This is a genomic window from Geodermatophilus sp. SYSU D01045, from assembly GCF_054050295.1.
The window spans coordinates 1-16070 of sequence record NZ_JBJGZB010000011.1 but is presented as its reverse complement, the minus strand read 5'-3'; the positions used below and the strand labels follow the sequence as shown (position 1 = coordinate 16070).

Annotated in this window: 14 protein-coding genes and 3 tRNA genes; 6 read left to right on the top strand and 11 right to left on the bottom strand. The window is 75.0% G+C overall.

What is annotated here, in order from left to right:
- Nucleotide 1: 1 nt before the first annotated feature.
- The 7 genes from ACI798_RS10565 to ACI798_RS10535 all read right to left on the bottom strand — a co-directional run bounded on the left by ACI798_RS10565 (nt 2) and on the right by ACI798_RS10535 (nt 5379).
- Complete coding sequence (locus ACI798_RS10565) at nt 2-1456, bottom strand: peptidase M1 (RefSeq protein ID WP_457047900.1); 1455 nt, start codon at nt 1454-1456, stop codon at nt 2-4.
- On the bottom strand, nt 1453-1881 hold the full coding sequence (locus ACI798_RS10560) for a MaoC family dehydratase (protein ID WP_456940108.1): 429 nt from the start codon (nt 1879-1881) through the stop codon (nt 1453-1455). The genes ACI798_RS10565 and ACI798_RS10560 overlap by 4 nt, the downstream gene beginning before the upstream one ends.
- Nucleotides 1878-2324 carry an FAS1-like dehydratase domain-containing protein gene (locus ACI798_RS10555; RefSeq protein WP_457047899.1) on the bottom strand — a complete coding sequence of 149 codons (447 nt, stop codon included), beginning with the start codon at nt 2322-2324 and terminating at the stop codon, nt 1878-1880. The genes ACI798_RS10560 and ACI798_RS10555 overlap by 4 nt, the downstream gene beginning before the upstream one ends.
- Before the next feature lie 32 nt (nt 2325-2356).
- Complete coding sequence (gene rpmG, locus ACI798_RS10550) at nt 2357-2521, bottom strand: 50S ribosomal protein L33 (protein WP_387987806.1); 165 nt, start codon at nt 2519-2521, stop codon at nt 2357-2359.
- 100 nt (nt 2522-2621) lie between these two features.
- Nucleotides 2622-2695, bottom strand: a tRNA-Met gene (locus ACI798_RS10545).
- Nucleotides 2696-2740: 45 nt separating this feature from the next.
- Nucleotides 2741-2813: transfer RNA gene (locus tag ACI798_RS10540), tRNA-Thr, on the bottom strand.
- 85 nt (nt 2814-2898) lie between these two features.
- Nucleotides 2899-5379: a putative bifunctional diguanylate cyclase/phosphodiesterase gene (locus ACI798_RS10535; protein WP_456940110.1), complete on the bottom strand. Its 2481-nt coding sequence runs from the start codon at nt 5377-5379 to the stop codon at nt 2899-2901.
- A 633-nt stretch (nt 5380-6012) separates the two neighbouring features.
- Here ACI798_RS10535 and ACI798_RS10530 point away from each other — a divergent pair.
- Nucleotides 6013-6405, top strand: coding sequence for a pilus assembly protein TadG-related protein (locus ACI798_RS10530; protein ID WP_456940111.1), 393 nt, complete (start codon nt 6013-6015; stop codon nt 6403-6405).
- Between the two features lie 70 nt (nt 6406-6475).
- On the opposite strand, the gene ACI798_RS10525 is transcribed toward ACI798_RS10530, so the two are convergent.
- Nucleotides 6476-6557 (bottom strand) — tRNA-Tyr (locus ACI798_RS10525).
- An 88-nt stretch (nt 6558-6645) separates the two neighbouring features.
- Between ACI798_RS10525 and ACI798_RS10520 the strand changes: the two genes are divergently transcribed.
- Both ACI798_RS10520 and ACI798_RS10515 read left to right on the top strand, forming a co-directional pair.
- Nucleotides 6646-7137 (top strand): YajQ family cyclic di-GMP-binding protein, encoded by a 492-nt coding sequence (locus ACI798_RS10520; protein ID WP_456940112.1) that lies wholly within the window; start codon nt 6646-6648, stop codon nt 7135-7137.
- Nucleotides 7138-7229: 92 nt separating this feature from the next.
- Complete coding sequence (locus ACI798_RS10515; RefSeq protein WP_457047898.1) at nt 7230-8270, top strand: anti-sigma factor RsbA family regulatory protein; 1041 nt, start codon at nt 7230-7232, stop codon at nt 8268-8270.
- A gap of 7 nt (nt 8271-8277) precedes the next feature.
- On the opposite strand, the gene htpX is transcribed toward ACI798_RS10515, so the two are convergent.
- The gene (gene htpX / locus ACI798_RS10510; RefSeq protein ID WP_457047897.1) at nt 8278-9153 is read right to left on the bottom strand and encodes a zinc metalloprotease HtpX; all 876 of its coding nucleotides are present in this window, start codon (nt 9151-9153) and stop codon (nt 8278-8280) included.
- Between the two features lie 203 nt (nt 9154-9356).
- On the opposite strand from htpX, the gene ACI798_RS10505 reads away from it, so the two are divergent.
- Complete coding sequence (locus tag ACI798_RS10505) at nt 9357-11300, top strand: 2-oxoacid:acceptor oxidoreductase subunit alpha (RefSeq protein WP_457047896.1); 1944 nt, start codon at nt 9357-9359, stop codon at nt 11298-11300.
- A complete protein-coding gene (locus ACI798_RS10500; protein ID WP_457047895.1) occupies nt 11297-12409 on the top strand; it encodes a 2-oxoacid:ferredoxin oxidoreductase subunit beta in 1113 nt (370 codons plus the stop codon). The genes ACI798_RS10505 and ACI798_RS10500 overlap by 4 nt, the downstream gene beginning before the upstream one ends.
- Here ACI798_RS10500 and pdxR read toward each other — a convergent pair.
- Nucleotides 12406-13842: a MocR-like pyridoxine biosynthesis transcription factor PdxR gene (gene pdxR / locus ACI798_RS10495; protein ID WP_457047894.1), complete on the bottom strand. Its 1437-nt coding sequence runs from the start codon at nt 13840-13842 to the stop codon at nt 12406-12408. The two genes, ACI798_RS10500 and pdxR, sit on opposite strands and share 4 nt — an antisense overlap.
- A gap of 83 nt (nt 13843-13925) precedes the next feature.
- On the opposite strand from pdxR, the gene ACI798_RS10490 reads away from it, so the two are divergent.
- Nucleotides 13926-14585 carry a pyridoxamine 5'-phosphate oxidase family protein gene (locus ACI798_RS10490; RefSeq protein WP_457047893.1) on the top strand — a complete coding sequence of 220 codons (660 nt, stop codon included), beginning with the start codon at nt 13926-13928 and terminating at the stop codon, nt 14583-14585.
- Between the two features lie 119 nt (nt 14586-14704).
- On the opposite strand, the gene ACI798_RS10485 is transcribed toward ACI798_RS10490, so the two are convergent.
- A complete protein-coding gene (locus tag ACI798_RS10485) occupies nt 14705-15925 on the bottom strand; it encodes a PQQ-dependent sugar dehydrogenase (RefSeq protein WP_457047892.1) in 1221 nt (406 codons plus the stop codon).
- Nucleotides 15926-16070 lie beyond the last annotated feature (145 nt).

The following is a 16070-nucleotide window of genomic DNA, read 5'->3' as shown; positions in this document are numbered from 1 at the left end:
CTCAGTCCGGCAGGTCGTCCTCGTCGAGGGCGCCGGCCGCCACCAGCACCTCGGTGGCGGCCGGGAGGTCGGCCAGCGCCTGCGCCAGGTCGGCGGGCGTGGCGATCGTCCACGCGTTGACCTGCACGTAGCAGCGCAGCGCCGCGTCGAACTCCGCGGCACCGGCGGCCTGGCGGGCGGCGAGCAGGGCGGCGCCGCCCTTGCCGTACACGACGTCGAAGTAGGTGCCGGTGTCGGCGAACCCGTCCATCGCCGCGCCGACGTCGCCGGGGGTGGCGAGCGTGCGGTCGAGCTGCTCCTGCGGCACGTCGCCGTCGCTCTCCGCGTAGGTGGCGAAGGCCTCGTCGAGCCACGGGTCGCGGAACTGCGAGTCGCCGACCATCCCGTAGAACCACATGTGCGCGACCTCGTGCTCGAGCACGACCCGGCTGGCGCCGGCGAGCAGGATCGAGCTCGGGTACTCGATGCCACCGCCCTCGTCGGGCAGCAGCGGCACGGTCAGCGTGTCGTACGGGAAGGGGCCGAACCGGTCGGCGAGGGCCGTCACGTCCTCGCTGGCCCAGTCGGCGAGCTCGCCCGGGCCGGTCCGCGAGTCCGGCAGCACCCCGGTGGTGATCTCGACGCCGTTCGGTGAGGTGAGGGTGGCGGTCCGGAACTCCCCGGCGGCGACGCTGACGTCGCGGGCGACCGGCTCGTGCGAGGTCCAGGTGCGCCGGCCGCCCTCGGGTCCGGAGGGCTCGTCCTGGTCGCCGGTCATGAGGACGACGAGGTCCTCGGGCGCCGAGACGCTGATCGTGGTGTCGGCGACCGGGCTGGTGGCGGTCTCGCCGAGGATGCCGACGAACGGGTCGCGCGCCCAGCCGACGCCGGGCTCCCAGGCCAGCAGGGGGAAGCCGCTGGCCCACCAGGACACGTCCTCGGCCGTGCCGAGCCGCTCGAAGCCGCGCCCGCCGAGGGAGACGGTGAAGTCCAGCTCCACCTCGGTGGACTCGCCGGCGTCGAGCTCGCCGTCGAGCTGGAGCACGTAGAGCCCGCCGGGGCCCTCGGCGCCGGCGTCCTCGTAGCCGGCCTGGTCGACGTCGTCGCCGCGGACGTCGTCGACGGTGATCCGGTTGCCGAGCTCGCTGGCGCCGGGGCTGTTGGGCACCAGCCGGAACACCATCTCGTCGGTGGCGCGATCGGGCGTGAACACGACGTTCTCGGTGCCGGTGACGGTGCGCCCGTCGTCGGAGAGCCGGAACTCCAGGTCGACGACGGGGCGGTCGGGGTCGGGTTCGGCGCGCTCCGCCGGGCAGCTCGGGCCGTCGTCCCCGCCGGTGTCCCCCTCCTGGCCCGGCGACGACGGCGCCGCGGACGCGGAGTCCTCGGCGTTGAGCGTGTCGCTGAAGGAGGTGCCGCAGCCGGCCAGCAGGAGCAGCGCCGCGGCCGCGGTCGGCAGGGCCCGCCGGGGGGTCATGCCAGTGCGACGGTGGCGCGGGCGAGGGACAGCACCTTCTCGCCGCCGCTGGTGACCGTGAGGTCCACGCGCACCCGGCCGCCGTCGAGCACGGCGCCGACCCTGCCGCGGACGGTGACCTCGGCGCCGGTGTCGTCGTCGGGCACGACCACCGGGCGGCCGAAGCGGACCTGGTACTCGACGACGGCGCCCGGGTCGCCGGCCCAGTCGGTCACCGCGCGGGCGGCCAGGCCCATCGTCAGCATCCCGTGGGCGATGACGCCGGGCAGGCCGACGCCGGTGGCGACCCGGTCGCTCCAGTGGATCGGGTTGAGGTCGCCGGAGGCGCCGGCGTAGCGGACGAGGTCCGCGCGGGTGACCCGGTGCGTCTGCTCGGGCAACTCGGTGCCGACGGCGACGTCGGCGGCCCGCAGCCCGGCGCTCACGCCGTCCCCCGGGCCACGAGCATCGAGGTGGCGGTGCACACGGCCTCGCCGTCCTCGGTGGCGACGTCGACGCGGGTGGTGAGCAGGTCGTTGCCGGCCACGCTGCGCACCGCCTCGATCGTCGTGGTGCTCACCAGCCGGTCACCGGCCCGGATCGGGCGGTGGTGGGTGAAGCGCTGCTCGCCGTGCACCACCCGGCTGAAGTCGAGGGCCACGTCGGGGTCGGCGAGCACGACGTCGGCGGCGCCCAGGGTGACCACGATGGCGAAGGTGGGCGGCGCGACGACGTCGGGGTGCCCGAGCGCGCGGGCGGCGTCGGCGTCGGTGTGCACCGGGTCGACCGCGCCGACGGCGGCGGCGAACTCGGCGATCTTCGCGCGGCCGACCTCGTAGACGGCGGAGGGCGGGTAGCTGCGCCCGACCAGTCCTGCGTCCAGCGCCACTCCCGCCCTCCCTCGCTCCTCGCGGACCGGCGTCAGCGGGTCTCGCGGTGGACCGTGTGCTTCTTGTCCCGCGGGCAGTACTTCTTCAGCTCGAGCCGGTCGGGGTCGTTCCGCCGGTTCTTGCGGGTGATGTAGTTGCGGCTCTTGCACTCCTGGCAGGCCAGGGTGATCTTCGGACGGACGTCGGTGGCTGCCACGGGGCACTCCTCGCCTTGCGCGGACCGGCCCGGAGGCCGGGGACCGTGGCGGCGGGTGCCGACACGGCGACGGACCCCGGGGCACGGGGTCCGTCTGGGGTAGCGGTGACCGGATTTGAACCGGTGACACAGCGATTATGAGCCGCTTGCTCTGCCAGGCTGAGCTACACCGCCGGGAAGACCGCGCGGCCCGGTCTCGCGACAGGACCGGTGGGTCGGAGCCCCTTTACGGAATCGAACCGTAGACCTTCTCCTTACCATGGAGACGCTCTGCCGACTGAGCTAAAGGGGCGTGCTCACTGAGCCGGAGGGAACTCTACCCCACCGTCTCCGGCGGTCTCGCACCCCCTCCGGGGTGTGCCAGACGACTGTAACAGTCAGGCGCGGACGAACAGCCGGCGGTGCTGGGCACCGGGCGCGGCGGACCGGACACCGGTGCGCGCGAGCAGCCACTTCTCCAGCACCTCGTCCGCCAGCGGCCGGCTGACCAGGAAGCCCTGCAGCTTGTCGCAGCCCATCTCGGTGAGCAGCCGGCGGGTCAGCTCGTCCTCGACGCCCTCGGCCACCACGCGCAGGCCGAGGTTGTGCGCCAGCTCGATGATCGAGCGGGCGATGAACGACTCGCCCTGGCTGGTGGACATCCCCAGCACGAAGGACTTGTCGATCTTGACCTCGTCGATCGGCAGCTGCCGCAGCTGCGACAGCGACGAGTAGCCGGTCCCGAAGTCGTCCATCGACAGCCGCAGGCCCAGGGCGTGCAGGTCGGTGAGGACGGTGCCCGAGCGCACCGAGTCGTCGACGACGCTGCCCTCGGTCAGCTCGAGGATGAGCAGTTCCCCGGGGACGCCGTGGCGGCGCAGCGCCCGCTGCACCCGCTCGACCAGGTCCGGCTCGGCCAGGCAGCGCGCGGAGAGGTTCACCGCGACCGACAGCGCGATGTCCTGGTCCAGCCAGCGCCGGCAGCGGGCCAGCGCGAGGTCCAGCACGTGGTCGGTGAGCGGGCCGATGCGGCCGATCTGCTCGGCGAGGTGGATGAAGTCGTCCGGCGGGATCGCGCCGAAGCGCGGGTGCGCCCAGCGGACGAGGGTCTCCACCGAGACGATGTCGGAGGTGCGGGCGTCGATGATCGGCTGGAAGACGACGCTGATCTGCCCGTCGGCCATGGCCTGCTCGAGCTCGGTGCCCAGCTGCAGGCGGCGCAGGCTCTGCTGGTCCAGCACCTGGTGGTAGCTGGCGACGCCGCCGCTCTCGGAGGCGGCCGCCAGCAGCGCGACGTCGGCCCGCTGCATGAGCGTGCCGGAGTCCGTGCCGTGCACCGGCGCGGCCGCGACGCCCACGGTGAGCGTGACCTCCAGGTCCAGCCCCGCCACACGCGCCCGGGTGGAGGTCGCCTCCCGCAGCCGCCGGGCGGCCCGCTCGGTCGCCGGCAGGGACAGCCCCGGCAGCAGGACGGCGAACTGCTCGCCCTCCATCCGCGCGACCAGCGCGTCCGGCGGCGCGTGCTCGCGCAGCAGGCCCGCGGTGACCAGCAGCAGCTCGTCGGCCGCGGCGTGGCCGAGGGTGTCGACGATCTCGGTGTGGTTGTCCAGCGCGGCGAGCACCAGGCCGGCCCGCGCCCCGACCGGGTCGGCGCCGAGCATCTGGTCGATCTCGGCGGCCAGCCGCTGCCGGTTGGGCAGCCCGGTGAGCCGGTCGTGGTCGGCGTCGTAGCGGATCTGGGTGAGCAGCTGCTGCTGGCGGATGGCCGCGTTGACGTGGGTCAGCATCGAGTCCAGCGCGGAGCGGTCGCTGCCGGAGAAGGACACGACGTCGCTGCGCCGGTCGCACACCTCGAGGTAGCCGGGCTCGCCGGCCGCCGTCGCCACCGGGGCGCCGAGCACCTCCTGGGCGCCGCGGCGGGCCAGGGCGGCGGTCTCGGCCGGCGTCGCGCGGCCGGCGGTCACCAGGACCGGCTCCGACGACCCCGGCGTCAGCACCCGCTGGCGCAGGACGTCCTCGGGGTCGGCGGGCCCGTCGTACCAGGTGACACCGCCGTCGCCGGCCACGACCAGCCGCGGCGGCTCGTCGAGGTAGGGCGGCAGCCACAGCCCGACCCGGTCGGCGTTCAGGAGCTCCCGGACGGCCTCGACGATCCGGCGGGTGCCGTCCTCGGCGGGGTCGACCTGCTCGATCCGCCGGGCGAACTCGTAGACCCGCTCGAGTCGCTCGCTCTCGCGCGTGACCTTCGCGAACCGCCGGTACACCAGGGCGAGGACCACCAGCACCGGGAGGAGCAGCAGCCACGCCCAGGCCGTGCGCTCCACGAGCAGGGAGGCGACGAGCCCGATGACGACCGACAGCGGGTAGACCACCAGGACGGGGACGAAGAGCCGGGCCAGCAACCGGCCCGGGTTCCCCTGGGTGATGGCGATGGCCGCGACGACCATCAGCGTGCCGACCGCGGTGGCCGTGGTGACGGCCAGGACGTAGCAGAGCCAGGTGACCGGATCGCTGAGCGAGCCGACCGGCAGGGCGTCCAGGAGCAGGACCGCGACCCCGACCTGGACGACGGTCACCGCGACGTTGGTCAGCTGCTTCGTGACGGCGATCGGGTCACGGACGCTGATCACCCAGATGGCGGCGGCCCACGCGACCGCCGTCCAGAGGCCGCCCGTGTTGATCAGGGCCACGACCAACACGACCTCACCGACCGAACAGGTGAAGGTGTGCGAGCGGACCTCGACCGCCAGCGTCAGCTGCTCGGCGACGAGGAAGGCCACGAAGAAAGCCGCGACCATCCACAGGTGCGTCGAGGCCGTCGCGGTCCGCAGCAGGTGGACGAGGGCGGGCAGCGCCAGGACGATGCTGCCTGCTGCCACCACGGCCGGGCGCCGGAGGGCCGACCACCGCGCGGGCGCGCCTGGATCGACTTCGGACACGGCCACCCGTTCTCGGCAAGTGAGGGAGAGATGCGGCCGAGAGGCTAACAGCGTCGCGGGCCTCTGAGCTCCTGCTCGCTCGGGGGTCCTACCCCGGAAGGGGCAGCCGGCACGCCGGCCGCCCCTGCCACCGGAGGATCAGCGGTTCCAGCGGGTACCGCGGTTCCAGCGGGTGCCCCGGTTCCAGCGGGTGCCACGGTTCCAGCGGGTGCCGCGGTCGGTGGTGTTCGCGCTCATGACGCCTCCTCAGGCATGGAAAAGACAGCTGTCAGCTGCGGCTGTCACCCAGGCGCGGGGGCAGAGCGTCGTTCGAGTACGGACCGCGCCCGGAACCATCGTTTCCCTCACTCGGGCGAGGCAAGCACGGAGCATCACGAACGGGTGACGGCCCGTAGTGTCACTACGGACGGTGGTTGTTGATCAGCAGGACGTCACCGGCACGGGTGACGGGTGGTGCCCGTGTGATCGACCCGGTCTGTGGACGGCGGTCCGAGGGGACGTCCCCCACCTACGCTGCGCGCCGTGCGACGAGGGAGGAGGCCGGCCGGCCCCTGGGCGGAACGCGGCTCCGCGATGCCCTTCGTCCTCGTCTGCTGGCTGGTCGCCGCGTTCATGGCGCTGGGCGCCGTCGCCGCCTCCGACGCCTTCCTCGAGCACCAGGACGTGCAGGCGGTGTGCGACGGCGCGGCGCTGGCCGCCGCCAACCGGGCCGACGAGGGGCGGGTCTACGCGACCGGCGTGGGCACGGCGCTGCCCCTGACCGGAGAGACGGCACGGGCCGCCGTCGCCGACCACCTCGCCGACGGGGGGACCGCCCTGGACGCCTGGTCGGCGGAGACCGACGGCACCGAGGTCACGGTCCGCTGCACGCGGTCGGTGGAGATCGCCTTCGGCTGGCTGTTCCTCGGCGGGCGGCCGCTGGAGGTCACCGCCGTGGCCGGCGCGCATTCGCCGACGCTGCCCTGACTCCCCCGCACGGGCTGCAGAACGCGAGAGCGGCCCCCGACCTGCTGGTCGGGGGCCGCTCTGCCGGGGGTGGCGGGTGAAGGATTCGAACCTTCGTAGGCTAAGCCGACGGATTTACAGTCCGCTCCCATTGGCCACTCGGGCAACCCGCCGTGGACCCACGGGGAGAGCGTACAAGACGGGCCGGGACCGGCCCGATCAGGTCCCGTCGCGGGTCTCCGCACGGGGTGAGGAGCAGACATGGCCGACTCGTCCTTCGACGTGGTGAGCAAGGTCGACCACCAGGAGATCGACAACGCGATCAACCAGGCGGGCAAGGAGCTCGCCCAGCGCTTCGACTTCCGCGGGACCAACGCCAGCATCGCCTGGGCCGGGGAGAACGGCGTCCTCCTCCAGGCCGACACCGAGGAGCGGGTCAACGCCGCCCTCGACGTCTTCAAGGACAAGCTCGTCAAGCGCGGCATCTCGCTCAAGGCCCTCGACGCCGACGAGCCGCAGTCCTCGGGCAAGGCCTACAAGCTGTCGGCGCGGATCAAGCAGGGCATCGAGTCCGACGTGGCCAGGAAGATCGCGAAGATCATCCGCGACGAGGGCCCCAAGGGCGTCCAGGCCCAGATCCAGGGCGACCAGCTGCGGGTCAGCGGCAAGAAGCGGGACGACCTGCAGGAGGTGCAGCGGCTGCTGCGCGCGCAGGACCTCGACGTCGCCCTCCAGTTCGACAACTACCGCTGACCAGCGGGTCCGCGGCCGGTGGCCGCCCCGATCGGGGCGGTCACCGGCCGCGGGCGCGCGTCTCCTCCGGTGGGGCAGATACGGTGGGGGTGATGGTCCTCCACGGGAGCCGGCGGACCGGTGGGGAGCCCGGGGACGGCGCAGCGCGCCGCGACGACTCCGCCACCGCCGGCCACGACGCACACGACGCGGGTCCGCCACCGCCCGCGGACGCACGCCACGACGCGCTCGTCTACGACGCGGCCGACGACGTCGCCGCCGTGGCCGCCCCGTGGCTGCTCGAGGGCCTGGCAGCCGGGGACACCGCGGTCATCGCGACCGGACCGCAGACCGCCGGCCCGCTGTGGGAGGCCATCGGCCGGGACCCGCGGGTGGTGGTCGTCGAGCGGCACCAGCTGTACCGGTCCCGCACCCCCACGGCGATCACGGCCTTCCGCCGGTTCGCCGAGCAGCACGCCGCGTCCGGCGGGCTGGTCCGCTGCGTCGGCGAGGTCGACTTCGGCGCCGGCCCCGCCGACTGGCGGGAGTGGCAGGCCTACGAGTCGGTCATCAACGAGGCGTTCGCCCCCCTCCCGCTGTGGGGGCTGTGCGTGTTCAGCTCCGCCCTCCCCGACCCGCTGCTGGCCTCCGCGCTGCACACCCACCCCGGCGTGCTCACCCCCGACGGCCGGACGGACAACCCCGACTTCGTCGACCCGGCCACCTACCTGAGGGCCCTGCCGGTGCCCGACGAGCCGCTGGAGGCCACGGCCCCGGCGCTGGCCGACGACGACATCGCCGACTACGTCGGCCTGCGGCACGCCGTCCGCGCCCACCTGGACTCCGTCGACGGGCCGGCCGACGTGCTCGAGGACTTCCTCATGGCGGTCGACGAGATGACCTCGAACGCGGTCCGGCACGGCTCCCCACCCGCCGGGCTGCGGCTGTGGACGGCGCCCGGGCGGCTGGTCGCCACGATCCGCGACTCCGGCGGCGGCCTCGACGACCCGTTCGCCGGCTACGGGCCCGCGCACGGCGAGGACCTGTCCCACGGCGGGATGGGCCTGTGGCTGGCCCGCCAGCTGTGCGACCACGTGGCCATCCGCCGCGACGACGCGGGCACCAGCGTCCGCCTGTCGACGTCCTGGGCCTGAGGCCGGGTCAGCCCCGGCCGGACTCCCCTGCCATCCGCTCCAGCCGGGCGATCCGCTGCGCCATGGGCGGGTGGGTGGAGAACAACGCCGCCAGCCCCGCGGCGCGGACCGGTGCCGCGATCATGAGGTGGCTCTGCGCGACCAGCCGGTCGTCGGCGGGCAGCGGGCGGGCCGTGGCGCCGGCGGAGATGCGGCGCAGGGCGCTGGCCAGGGCCAGCGGGTCACCGCTGAGGTGGGCGCCGTCGGCGTCGGCCTCGTACTCGCGGCTGCGGGTGACCGCCAGCCGCACCAGCCCGGCGGCCAGCGGGCCGAGCAGCACCAGCAGCAGGGTCCCGAGGACCCCGCCGTCGCGGTCGTCGTCGGAGCGGCCGCCGAACAGCGAGGCGAACGTGGCCAGGTGCGCCAGGTAGGTGACGACGCTGGCCAGGGCGCCGGCGACGCAGCCGACCAGGACGTCGCGGTTGCGGACGTGCGAGAGCTCGTGGGCGAGCACCGCCCGCAGCTCGCGGCGGTCGAGCAGCTCGAGGATGCCCTGGGTGCAGCAGACGGCGGCCCGGCGCGGCGTGCGCCCGGTGGCGAAGGCGTTCGGCTGGTCGGTGGGGCTGACGTACAGGCGCGGCATCGGCTGGCGGGCCTGGGTGGCCAGCTCGCGCACCATCGCGTACAGCCCCGGCGCCTGCGTCTCGGTGACCGGGAAGGCGCGCATCGCACGCAGGGCCAGCCGGTCGGAGGCGTACCAGGCCCAGCCGTTGACCCCGAGCGCGACGGCGAGCGCCACGAGCAGGCCGCCCCGTCCGCCCAGCAGTGCCCCGGCGGCGAGCGCGAGACCGGCCACCAGGCCCAGGAGGAGCGCGGTCCGCACCCCGTTGTCCCATCGCCGCACGCCCCGGTGAACGGAACGGCCGCGACCGCCGTTCCCGGCCCCCGCGCTGCGACCCCCGTCACGGACGGGAGGGGAGCGGAACAGCGGCCCGTCGGGGAGGGTTGGAGCCCAGGATGCCGTACTCGGCGACGGGTCCCGTGAGCCGCCTCACAGGACCGGCGCGTCAACCCGGCCCGTAATCTGAGCCGTCGGAGGTAACCCTGATGACCGTCACCGGATCGCCCGCAACGCCCGGCAGCTCGGCCCCCGGCGGGCTCGTCAAGAGCGTCGTCGAACTCGACCGCGTCGTCATCCGGCTGGCCGGCGACTCCGGCGACGGGATGCAGCTGACCGGCAACCGGTTCACCAGCGAGACGGCGTCCTTCGGCAACGACCTCTCGACGCTGCCCAACTTCCCCGCCGAGATCCGCGCGCCGACGGGGACCCTGCCCGGCGTCAGCTCCTTCCAGCTGCACTTCGCCGACCACGACATCATGACGCCGGGCGACGCCCCGGACGTGCTGGTCGCGATGAACCCCGCGGCGCTCAAGGCCAACCTCGCCGACCTGCCCGGCGGCGGGCTGGTGATCGCCGACAGCGACGAGTTCACCCCGCGCAACCTGGCGAAGGTCGGCTACGCGACCAACCCCCTCGAGGACGGCTCGCTCGACGGCTGGCAGGTCGTCGCCGTGCCGCTGACCTCCATGACGCTCGAGGCGCTCAAGGACTCCGGGCTCGGCAAGAAGGAGGCCGAGCGGAGCAAGAACATGTTCACTCTCGGCCTGCTGAGCTGGATGTACCACCGGCCCACCGAGGGCACCGTGCGCTTCCTGGAGCGGCAGTTCCGCCGCAAGCCGGAGATCGCCGCGGCGAACATCGCCGCCTTCCGGGCCGGCTACAACTACGGCGACACGACCGAGGCCTTCGCCGTCTCCTACGAGGTCAAGCCGGCCCCGATGGCGCCGGGCCGCTACCGCAACATCTCCGGCAACCAGGCGCTGGCGCTCGGGCTGGTCGCGGCCGGGCAGCGGTCGGGCCTGCCGGTCTTCCTCGGCGCCTACCCGATCACCCCGGCGTCGGACATCCTCCACGAGCTGTCCCGGCACAAGGCCTTCGGCGTGCGGACCTTCCAGGCCGAGGACGAGATCGCCGGCATCGGCGCGGCGCTGGGCGCCTCGTTCGGCGGCGCGCTGGGCATCACGACGACGTCGGGCCCCGGTGTCTCGCTGAAGTCCGAGACCATCGGCCTGGCCGTCATGACCGAGCTGCCGCTGGTGATCGTGGACGTGCAGCGCGGCGGGCCCTCGACCGGCCTGCCGACGAAGACCGAGCAGTCGGACCTGCTCCAGGCGATGTTCGGCCGCAACGGCGAGGCGCCGCTGCCGGTGATCGCGCCGCGCTCCCCCGCCGACTGCTTCGACGCCGCGCTCGAGGCGTCGCGGATCGCGCTGAAGTACCGGACGCCGGTCATGCTGCTGTCCGACGGCTACCTGGCCAACGGCGCCGAGCCGTGGGCCATCCCGGCCGCCGACGAGCTGCCCGACCTGCGGGTGGAGTTCGCCACCGAGCCCAACGGCGCCACCGCCGACGGGACGCCGGAGTTCCTGCCCTACCTGCGCGACCCCGAGACCCTGGCCCGGCCGTGGGCGGTCCCGGGCACCGCGGGCATGCAGCACCGCATCGGCGGGCTGGAGAAGGCCGACAGGACCGGCAACATCTCCTACGACCCGGCCAACCACGACCTCATGACCCGGCTGCGGCAGGCCAAGGTCGACGGCATCGCCGCCGACATCCCGCCCACCGACGTCGACGACCCCGACGGCGACGCGCGGGTCGCGGTCATCGGCTGGGGCTCCACCTACGGGCCGATCGGGGCCGCCTGCCGGCGGATCCGCCGCTCGGGCCGCAAGGTCGCCCAGATCCACCTGCGGCACGTCAGCCCGATGCCGGCCGACCTCGGCGAGGTGCTGAGCCGGTACGACCGGGTGGTCTGCCCCGAGATGAACACGGGGCAGCTCGCACTGCTGCTCCGCGCGAAGTACCTCGTCGACGTCCAGAGCCACACCCAGGTGCGCGGGCTGCCCTTCCGGGCCGCCGAGCTGGCCGGGGTGGTCCAGGACGTCATCGACTCCACCACTCCGACCGCCAGCACCGGAGGCCTGCAGTGACCACCTCCCCGCACGTGCACGACCTCGGCATGCCGGGGACGCCGATCGACGACCGCATCCAGCAGGCGATCGCCAACTCGGTCGCCAGCCAGGGCGAGAAGCAGACGGCCCTCAAGGCCAAGGACATGAAGACCGACCAGGAGGTGCGCTGGTGCCCCGGCTGCGGTGACTACGTCATCCTGAACGCCGTCCAGAGCTTCCTGCCCTCGCTCGGGATCGCCCGCGAGGACATGGTCATCGTCTCGGGCATCGGCTGCTCCTCGCGCTTCCCGTACTACATGAACACCTACGGGATGCACTCGATCCACGGCCGCGCCCCGGCCATCGCCACCGGCCTGGCCGCCTCCCGGCCGGACCTGTCGGTGTGGGTCGTGACCGGTGACGGCGACGCGCTGTCGATCGGCGGCAACCACCTGATCCACGCGCTGCGCCGCAACGTGAACATGACGATCCTGCTGTTCAACAACCGGATCTACGGGCTGACCAAGGGCCAGTACTCGCCGACGTCCGAGGTCGGCAAGGTCACCAAGTCCACGCCGATGGGCTCGCTGGACCACCCGTTCAACCCGGTGTCGCTGGCCCTCGGCGCCGACGCCACGTTCGTCGGCCGGGCCATGGACTCCGACCGCAAGGGCCTCACCGAGGTGCTGCGGCAGGCGGCCGAGCACGAGGGCACCGCGCTGGTCGAGATCTACCAGAACTGCAACATCTTCAACGACGGCGCCTTCGACCTGCTCAAGGACCCGGCCACCGGCCCGATGTGGACGATCCCGCTGGTCCACGGCGAGCCGCTGGTGTTCGGCCCGGACGGCGCCTCGTGCGTGGTCCGCGACGACTTCGGGGGCCTGCGGATCGCCGAGACCAACCAGGTCGACGCGAGCGAGGTCGTCGTCCACGACGCGACCCGCCAGGACCCGTCCTACGCGTTCGCGCTGTCGCGGCTGTCCAGCCAGGACCTGCGGTACACGCCGATGGGCGTCTTCCGGTCGGTGCGCAAGCCCACTTACGACCGGATGATGCTCGACCAGCTCGAGGAGGCCCGCACCGGCGGCGCCGGCGACCTCGACGCGCTCCTGGCCGGCAGCGACACCTGGACCGTGTCCGCCTAGGTCCGTGCGCCCGCGACCGGCCCGTCTCCCACCCGGGAGGCGGGCCGGTCGCGTTCGCCGACGATCTCTTCTCCGACGACCTCGGCCAGCGCCGGGAGCGCCCGGGTGAGCTCGGCGCGGGACGGGGCGGCGAAGCCCAGGACCAGGCCGGCCGCCGGGTCGTGCGGCCCCGGACCGGTGAGGTGCCGGGCCAGGCCGTCGACGGCGAGCCCGCGGGCGGCAGCGGCCGCGACCACCGCCTCCTCGGCCGCGCGGTCCGGCAGCGGGACGAACACGTGCGCGCCCGCCGGGTCCCCGGCGACGGTCACGCCCACCGCGGCCAGCTCCCGCACCACGAGGGCCCGCCGCTCGGACAGCTCCCGGCGCAGTCGCCGCAGGTGCCGGGCCAGGTCGCCCGAGGACGCCAGGGCGGCGACGACCCGCTGCCCGGCGCGGGCGGGGCGGGTGCCGGTGACCGTCCGGGCGGCCACGAGCTCCGCGCGCAGGCCCGGGGGCGCCACCAGCCAGCCGGTGCCCAGCGTCGGGCTGACGATCTTGCTGCTCGTGCCGAGGTGCACCACGACGTCGGGGGCCAGCGCGGCCAGCAGCGGGAGCGGGGCGACGTCGTAGCGCAGCTCGCCGTCGTAGTCGTCCTCGAGCACCCACCAGCCCTCGGCCCGCGCGCGGGCGACCAGCGCGACGCGGCGGGCCGCCGACATCCGCCGGCCCAGCGGCCACTGGTGCGCCGGGGTGCAGTAGACCGCGGCCAGCCCGCCGGGCACGGCGTCGACGACCAGGCCGTCGTCGTCGACCGGGCAGGGCACCACCTCGACGCCGGCCACCCGCAGGGCCCCGGCCGCCCGCTGGTACCCGGGGTCCTCGACGCCGACCCGGCTGCCCGGCGGCAGCAGGCGGGCGACCTCGGCGACGGCGGCGGAGGTGCCCGCGGTGGCGAGGACGTCGGCGGGGTCCACCGGCAGGCCGCGGTGCCGCAGCAGGTGGGCGGTGACCGCAGCCTGGAACGCGGGGTCGGCCGAGGGCTCGGGCGCGGCGTCGGGAGGCTCGTCCCCGGCGGCGCGCCAGGCGCGGCGCCAGGCGGCGCGGTCGAGCACCTCCAGGCACGGGGACCCGGCCCGGAGGTCGACCGCCGCGGGCGCCGTGCGGGACCGGCCGGGCCGGGGCGGGGGCGCCGGCCGCCCGGAGGGTGCGGCGCCGACGACGAAGGTCCCCGCGCCCCGCCGGCCCGCGGCCCAGCCCTCGGCGACGAGCTGGTCGTAGGCGGCGGCGGTCACGGTGCGGCTGACCCGCAGGGCCGCGGCGAGCTCGCGGGTGGACGGCAGCCGGTCGCCGGGGCACAGCACCCCCCCGGCGGCCGCGGTCCGCAGGGCGTCGGCGAGCTGGGCCGCGAGCGGGCGGGCGGCGGTGCGGTCGAGGACCACGGGCGGGACCGGCACGCTCACCCCTCTCGGATTGGCCTGGCGGAACGGCAGCGTACTGGCCCTTGGAGGAGGCCAGTCGGTGCCGCAGGGTGGTCGGCGTGAGCACCGCGCCGCCGCTGTCCCCCACCGCCCGCAGCACCGTCCGCCGGGGTGCGAAGCGCGCCCGCACCGACCGCGCCGAGTTGCACGCCGTCCTCGACGCCGGGCTGGTCGGCCACCTCGGCGTCGTGCTCGGCGACGCCCCGGTCGTGCTGCCCACCGGCTACGGGCGCCGCGGCGACACCCTCTACCTGCACGGCTCCACCGGCGCGGCCACGCTGCGCGCCGCGTCCGCCGGGGCGCCGGTGTGCTTCACCGTCACCCACCTCGACGGCGTCGTCTACGCCCGCTCGGCGTTCCACCACTCGGTGAACTACCGCTGCGCCGTCGTCCACGGGACCGCGCGGCCGGTGACCGACCCGGGGGAGCGGCTGCTCGGGCTGGAGGTCCTCACCGAGCACCTGGCGCCGGGGTCCTGGGCGGCGACCCGGCGGCCCACGCGCCGGGAGCTCGCCGCGACGGCGCTGCTCGCCCTCGACCTGACCGAGGCCAGCGTCAAGGTGCGCACCGGGCCGCCGGTCGACGACGAGGAGGACCTGTCCGCGCCGGTGTGGGCCGGCGTGCTGCCGCTGCGCACCGTCGTCGGGGAGCCGGAGCCCTGCCCGCTGCTGCCCGAGGGGACGCCGGTGCCCGACCGGGTCCTCAGCCGGCGGGTGTGACGCGATGACACCGTCGGCCTGCCGGCCGACACCGCGGCCAGGTGCCGTCCCGGCCCGCGTTGAGCCGGACCCGCCGCGCCTGCGCGGACCCCTCCGGGGCCCACTCGGCGCGGCGACCGCTACGCGGGTGTGACGCGGAGCAGGACGTCCTCGCCGCCGCCGTTGTCGGTGGTGACGTACAGCGCGCCGTCGACGCCGAGCCGCGGCGTGCGGATCCGGCCGTAGCCGTCCTCGAGCTCCTGCACCCGGAACTGCTCGACCAGCCGCCCGGTGTCGTCGAGTCGCAGCGCCAGCAGCCCGGTGTCCTTCAGCACCCCGACCAGCAGGACGCCGTCGTAGCCACCCCACGCGATCCCGCTGACGAAGTCGGCGCCGCAGGTGGCGATCGTCGGGTCCCCGGAGGACCAGACCGCCGGGATCGCGCCGGGCAGCCCGGGCTCGGTCATCGGCACGCTCTCGTCGTAGCGGCCGCGGGCGCCGTCGGGGTCCCAGCCGTAGTTGCCGCCGGGTACCGACAGGTTGACCTCGTCGTCGCGGTCGGGCCCCTGCTCGACCGTGTAGACCTCCCCGCTCCCGGGGCGGACCGCGATGCCCTGCACGTTGCGGTGCCCGGAGGACAGCAGCAGCCGGGTGACCGGGTCGGGGTCGGCGGCGAACGGGTTGCCCGGCGCCGGGCCACCGGTGGCGGCGTCCACCCGCAGCACCTTGCCGGCGAGGGTGGTGCGGTCCTGCGCGTTGCTGCCGACGGCGTTGTCGCCGGTGCCCACGAGCAGCGCGCCGTCGGGCGCGAAGCGGACGCGGCAGCCGCCGTGCCGTCCGCTGCGCTCGTTGACCGGGATGCCGCCGAGCAGCGGGTCGGCGACGCGGGTGGCTCGGGTCCAGCCGGCGTCGACGGCCCACGCGATCACCTGGATCTCCGCGCCGCCGTCCTCCTGCACGCCCTGGCAGGTGTACAGCCGGCGGTTGTCGGCGAAGGCCGGGTCCAGGGTCAGGCCCATGAGGCCGGTCTCGCCGTCGGCGAAGAGGTCGGAGAAGTCGGCGTCGAGCTCCCGGGCGGTGCCGTCGGGCAGCACTGCGGTGAGGCCGCCGCCGCGCTCGTCGAGCAGCAGGGTGCCGTCGGGCGCCTGGGCGACGTCCCAGGGGTGGTCGAGCCCGCCGAGGACGGTCTCCACCCGGAGCGGGGGGAGGCCGGCGGGCGCGGTCACCCCGCCGTCGGGGGCCTCGGTGGCCGCCTCGTCCTCCTGCGCACCGGGCAGGTCGCCGGTCCCGCCGGCACCGTCGCTCGTGCAGCCGGTCACCAGCAGGACGGCGGCGACGAGGAGGGCGGGCGAGGACCTCACGCCGCCGAGCATCCCCCCGCGGGGGGGGGGGGGGGGGGGGGGGGGGGGGGGGGGGGGGGGGGGGGGGGGGGGGGGGGGGGGGGGGGGGGGGGGGGGGGGGGGGGGGGGGGGGGGGGGGGGGGGGGGGGGGGGGGGGGGGGGGGGG

Bases quoted from the DNA above. Each gene is read 5' to 3' on its own strand.
- ACI798_RS10565 (WP_457047900.1), bottom strand. From the start codon at position 1,456: ATGACCCCCCGGCGGGCCCTGCCGACCGCGGCCGCGGCGCTGCTCCTG.
- ACI798_RS10530 (WP_456940111.1), top strand. From the start codon at position 6,013: ATGCCCTTCGTCCTCGTCTGCTGGCTGGTCGCCGCGTTCATGGCGCTG.
- ACI798_RS10520 (WP_456940112.1), top strand. From the start codon at position 6,646: ATGGCCGACTCGTCCTTCGACGTGGTGAGCAAGGTCGACCACCAGGAG.
- ACI798_RS10515 (WP_457047898.1), top strand. From the start codon at position 7,230: ATGGTCCTCCACGGGAGCCGGCGGACCGGTGGGGAGCCCGGGGACGGC.
- ACI798_RS10505 (WP_457047896.1), top strand. From the start codon at position 9,357: ATGACCGTCACCGGATCGCCCGCAACGCCCGGCAGCTCGGCCCCCGGC.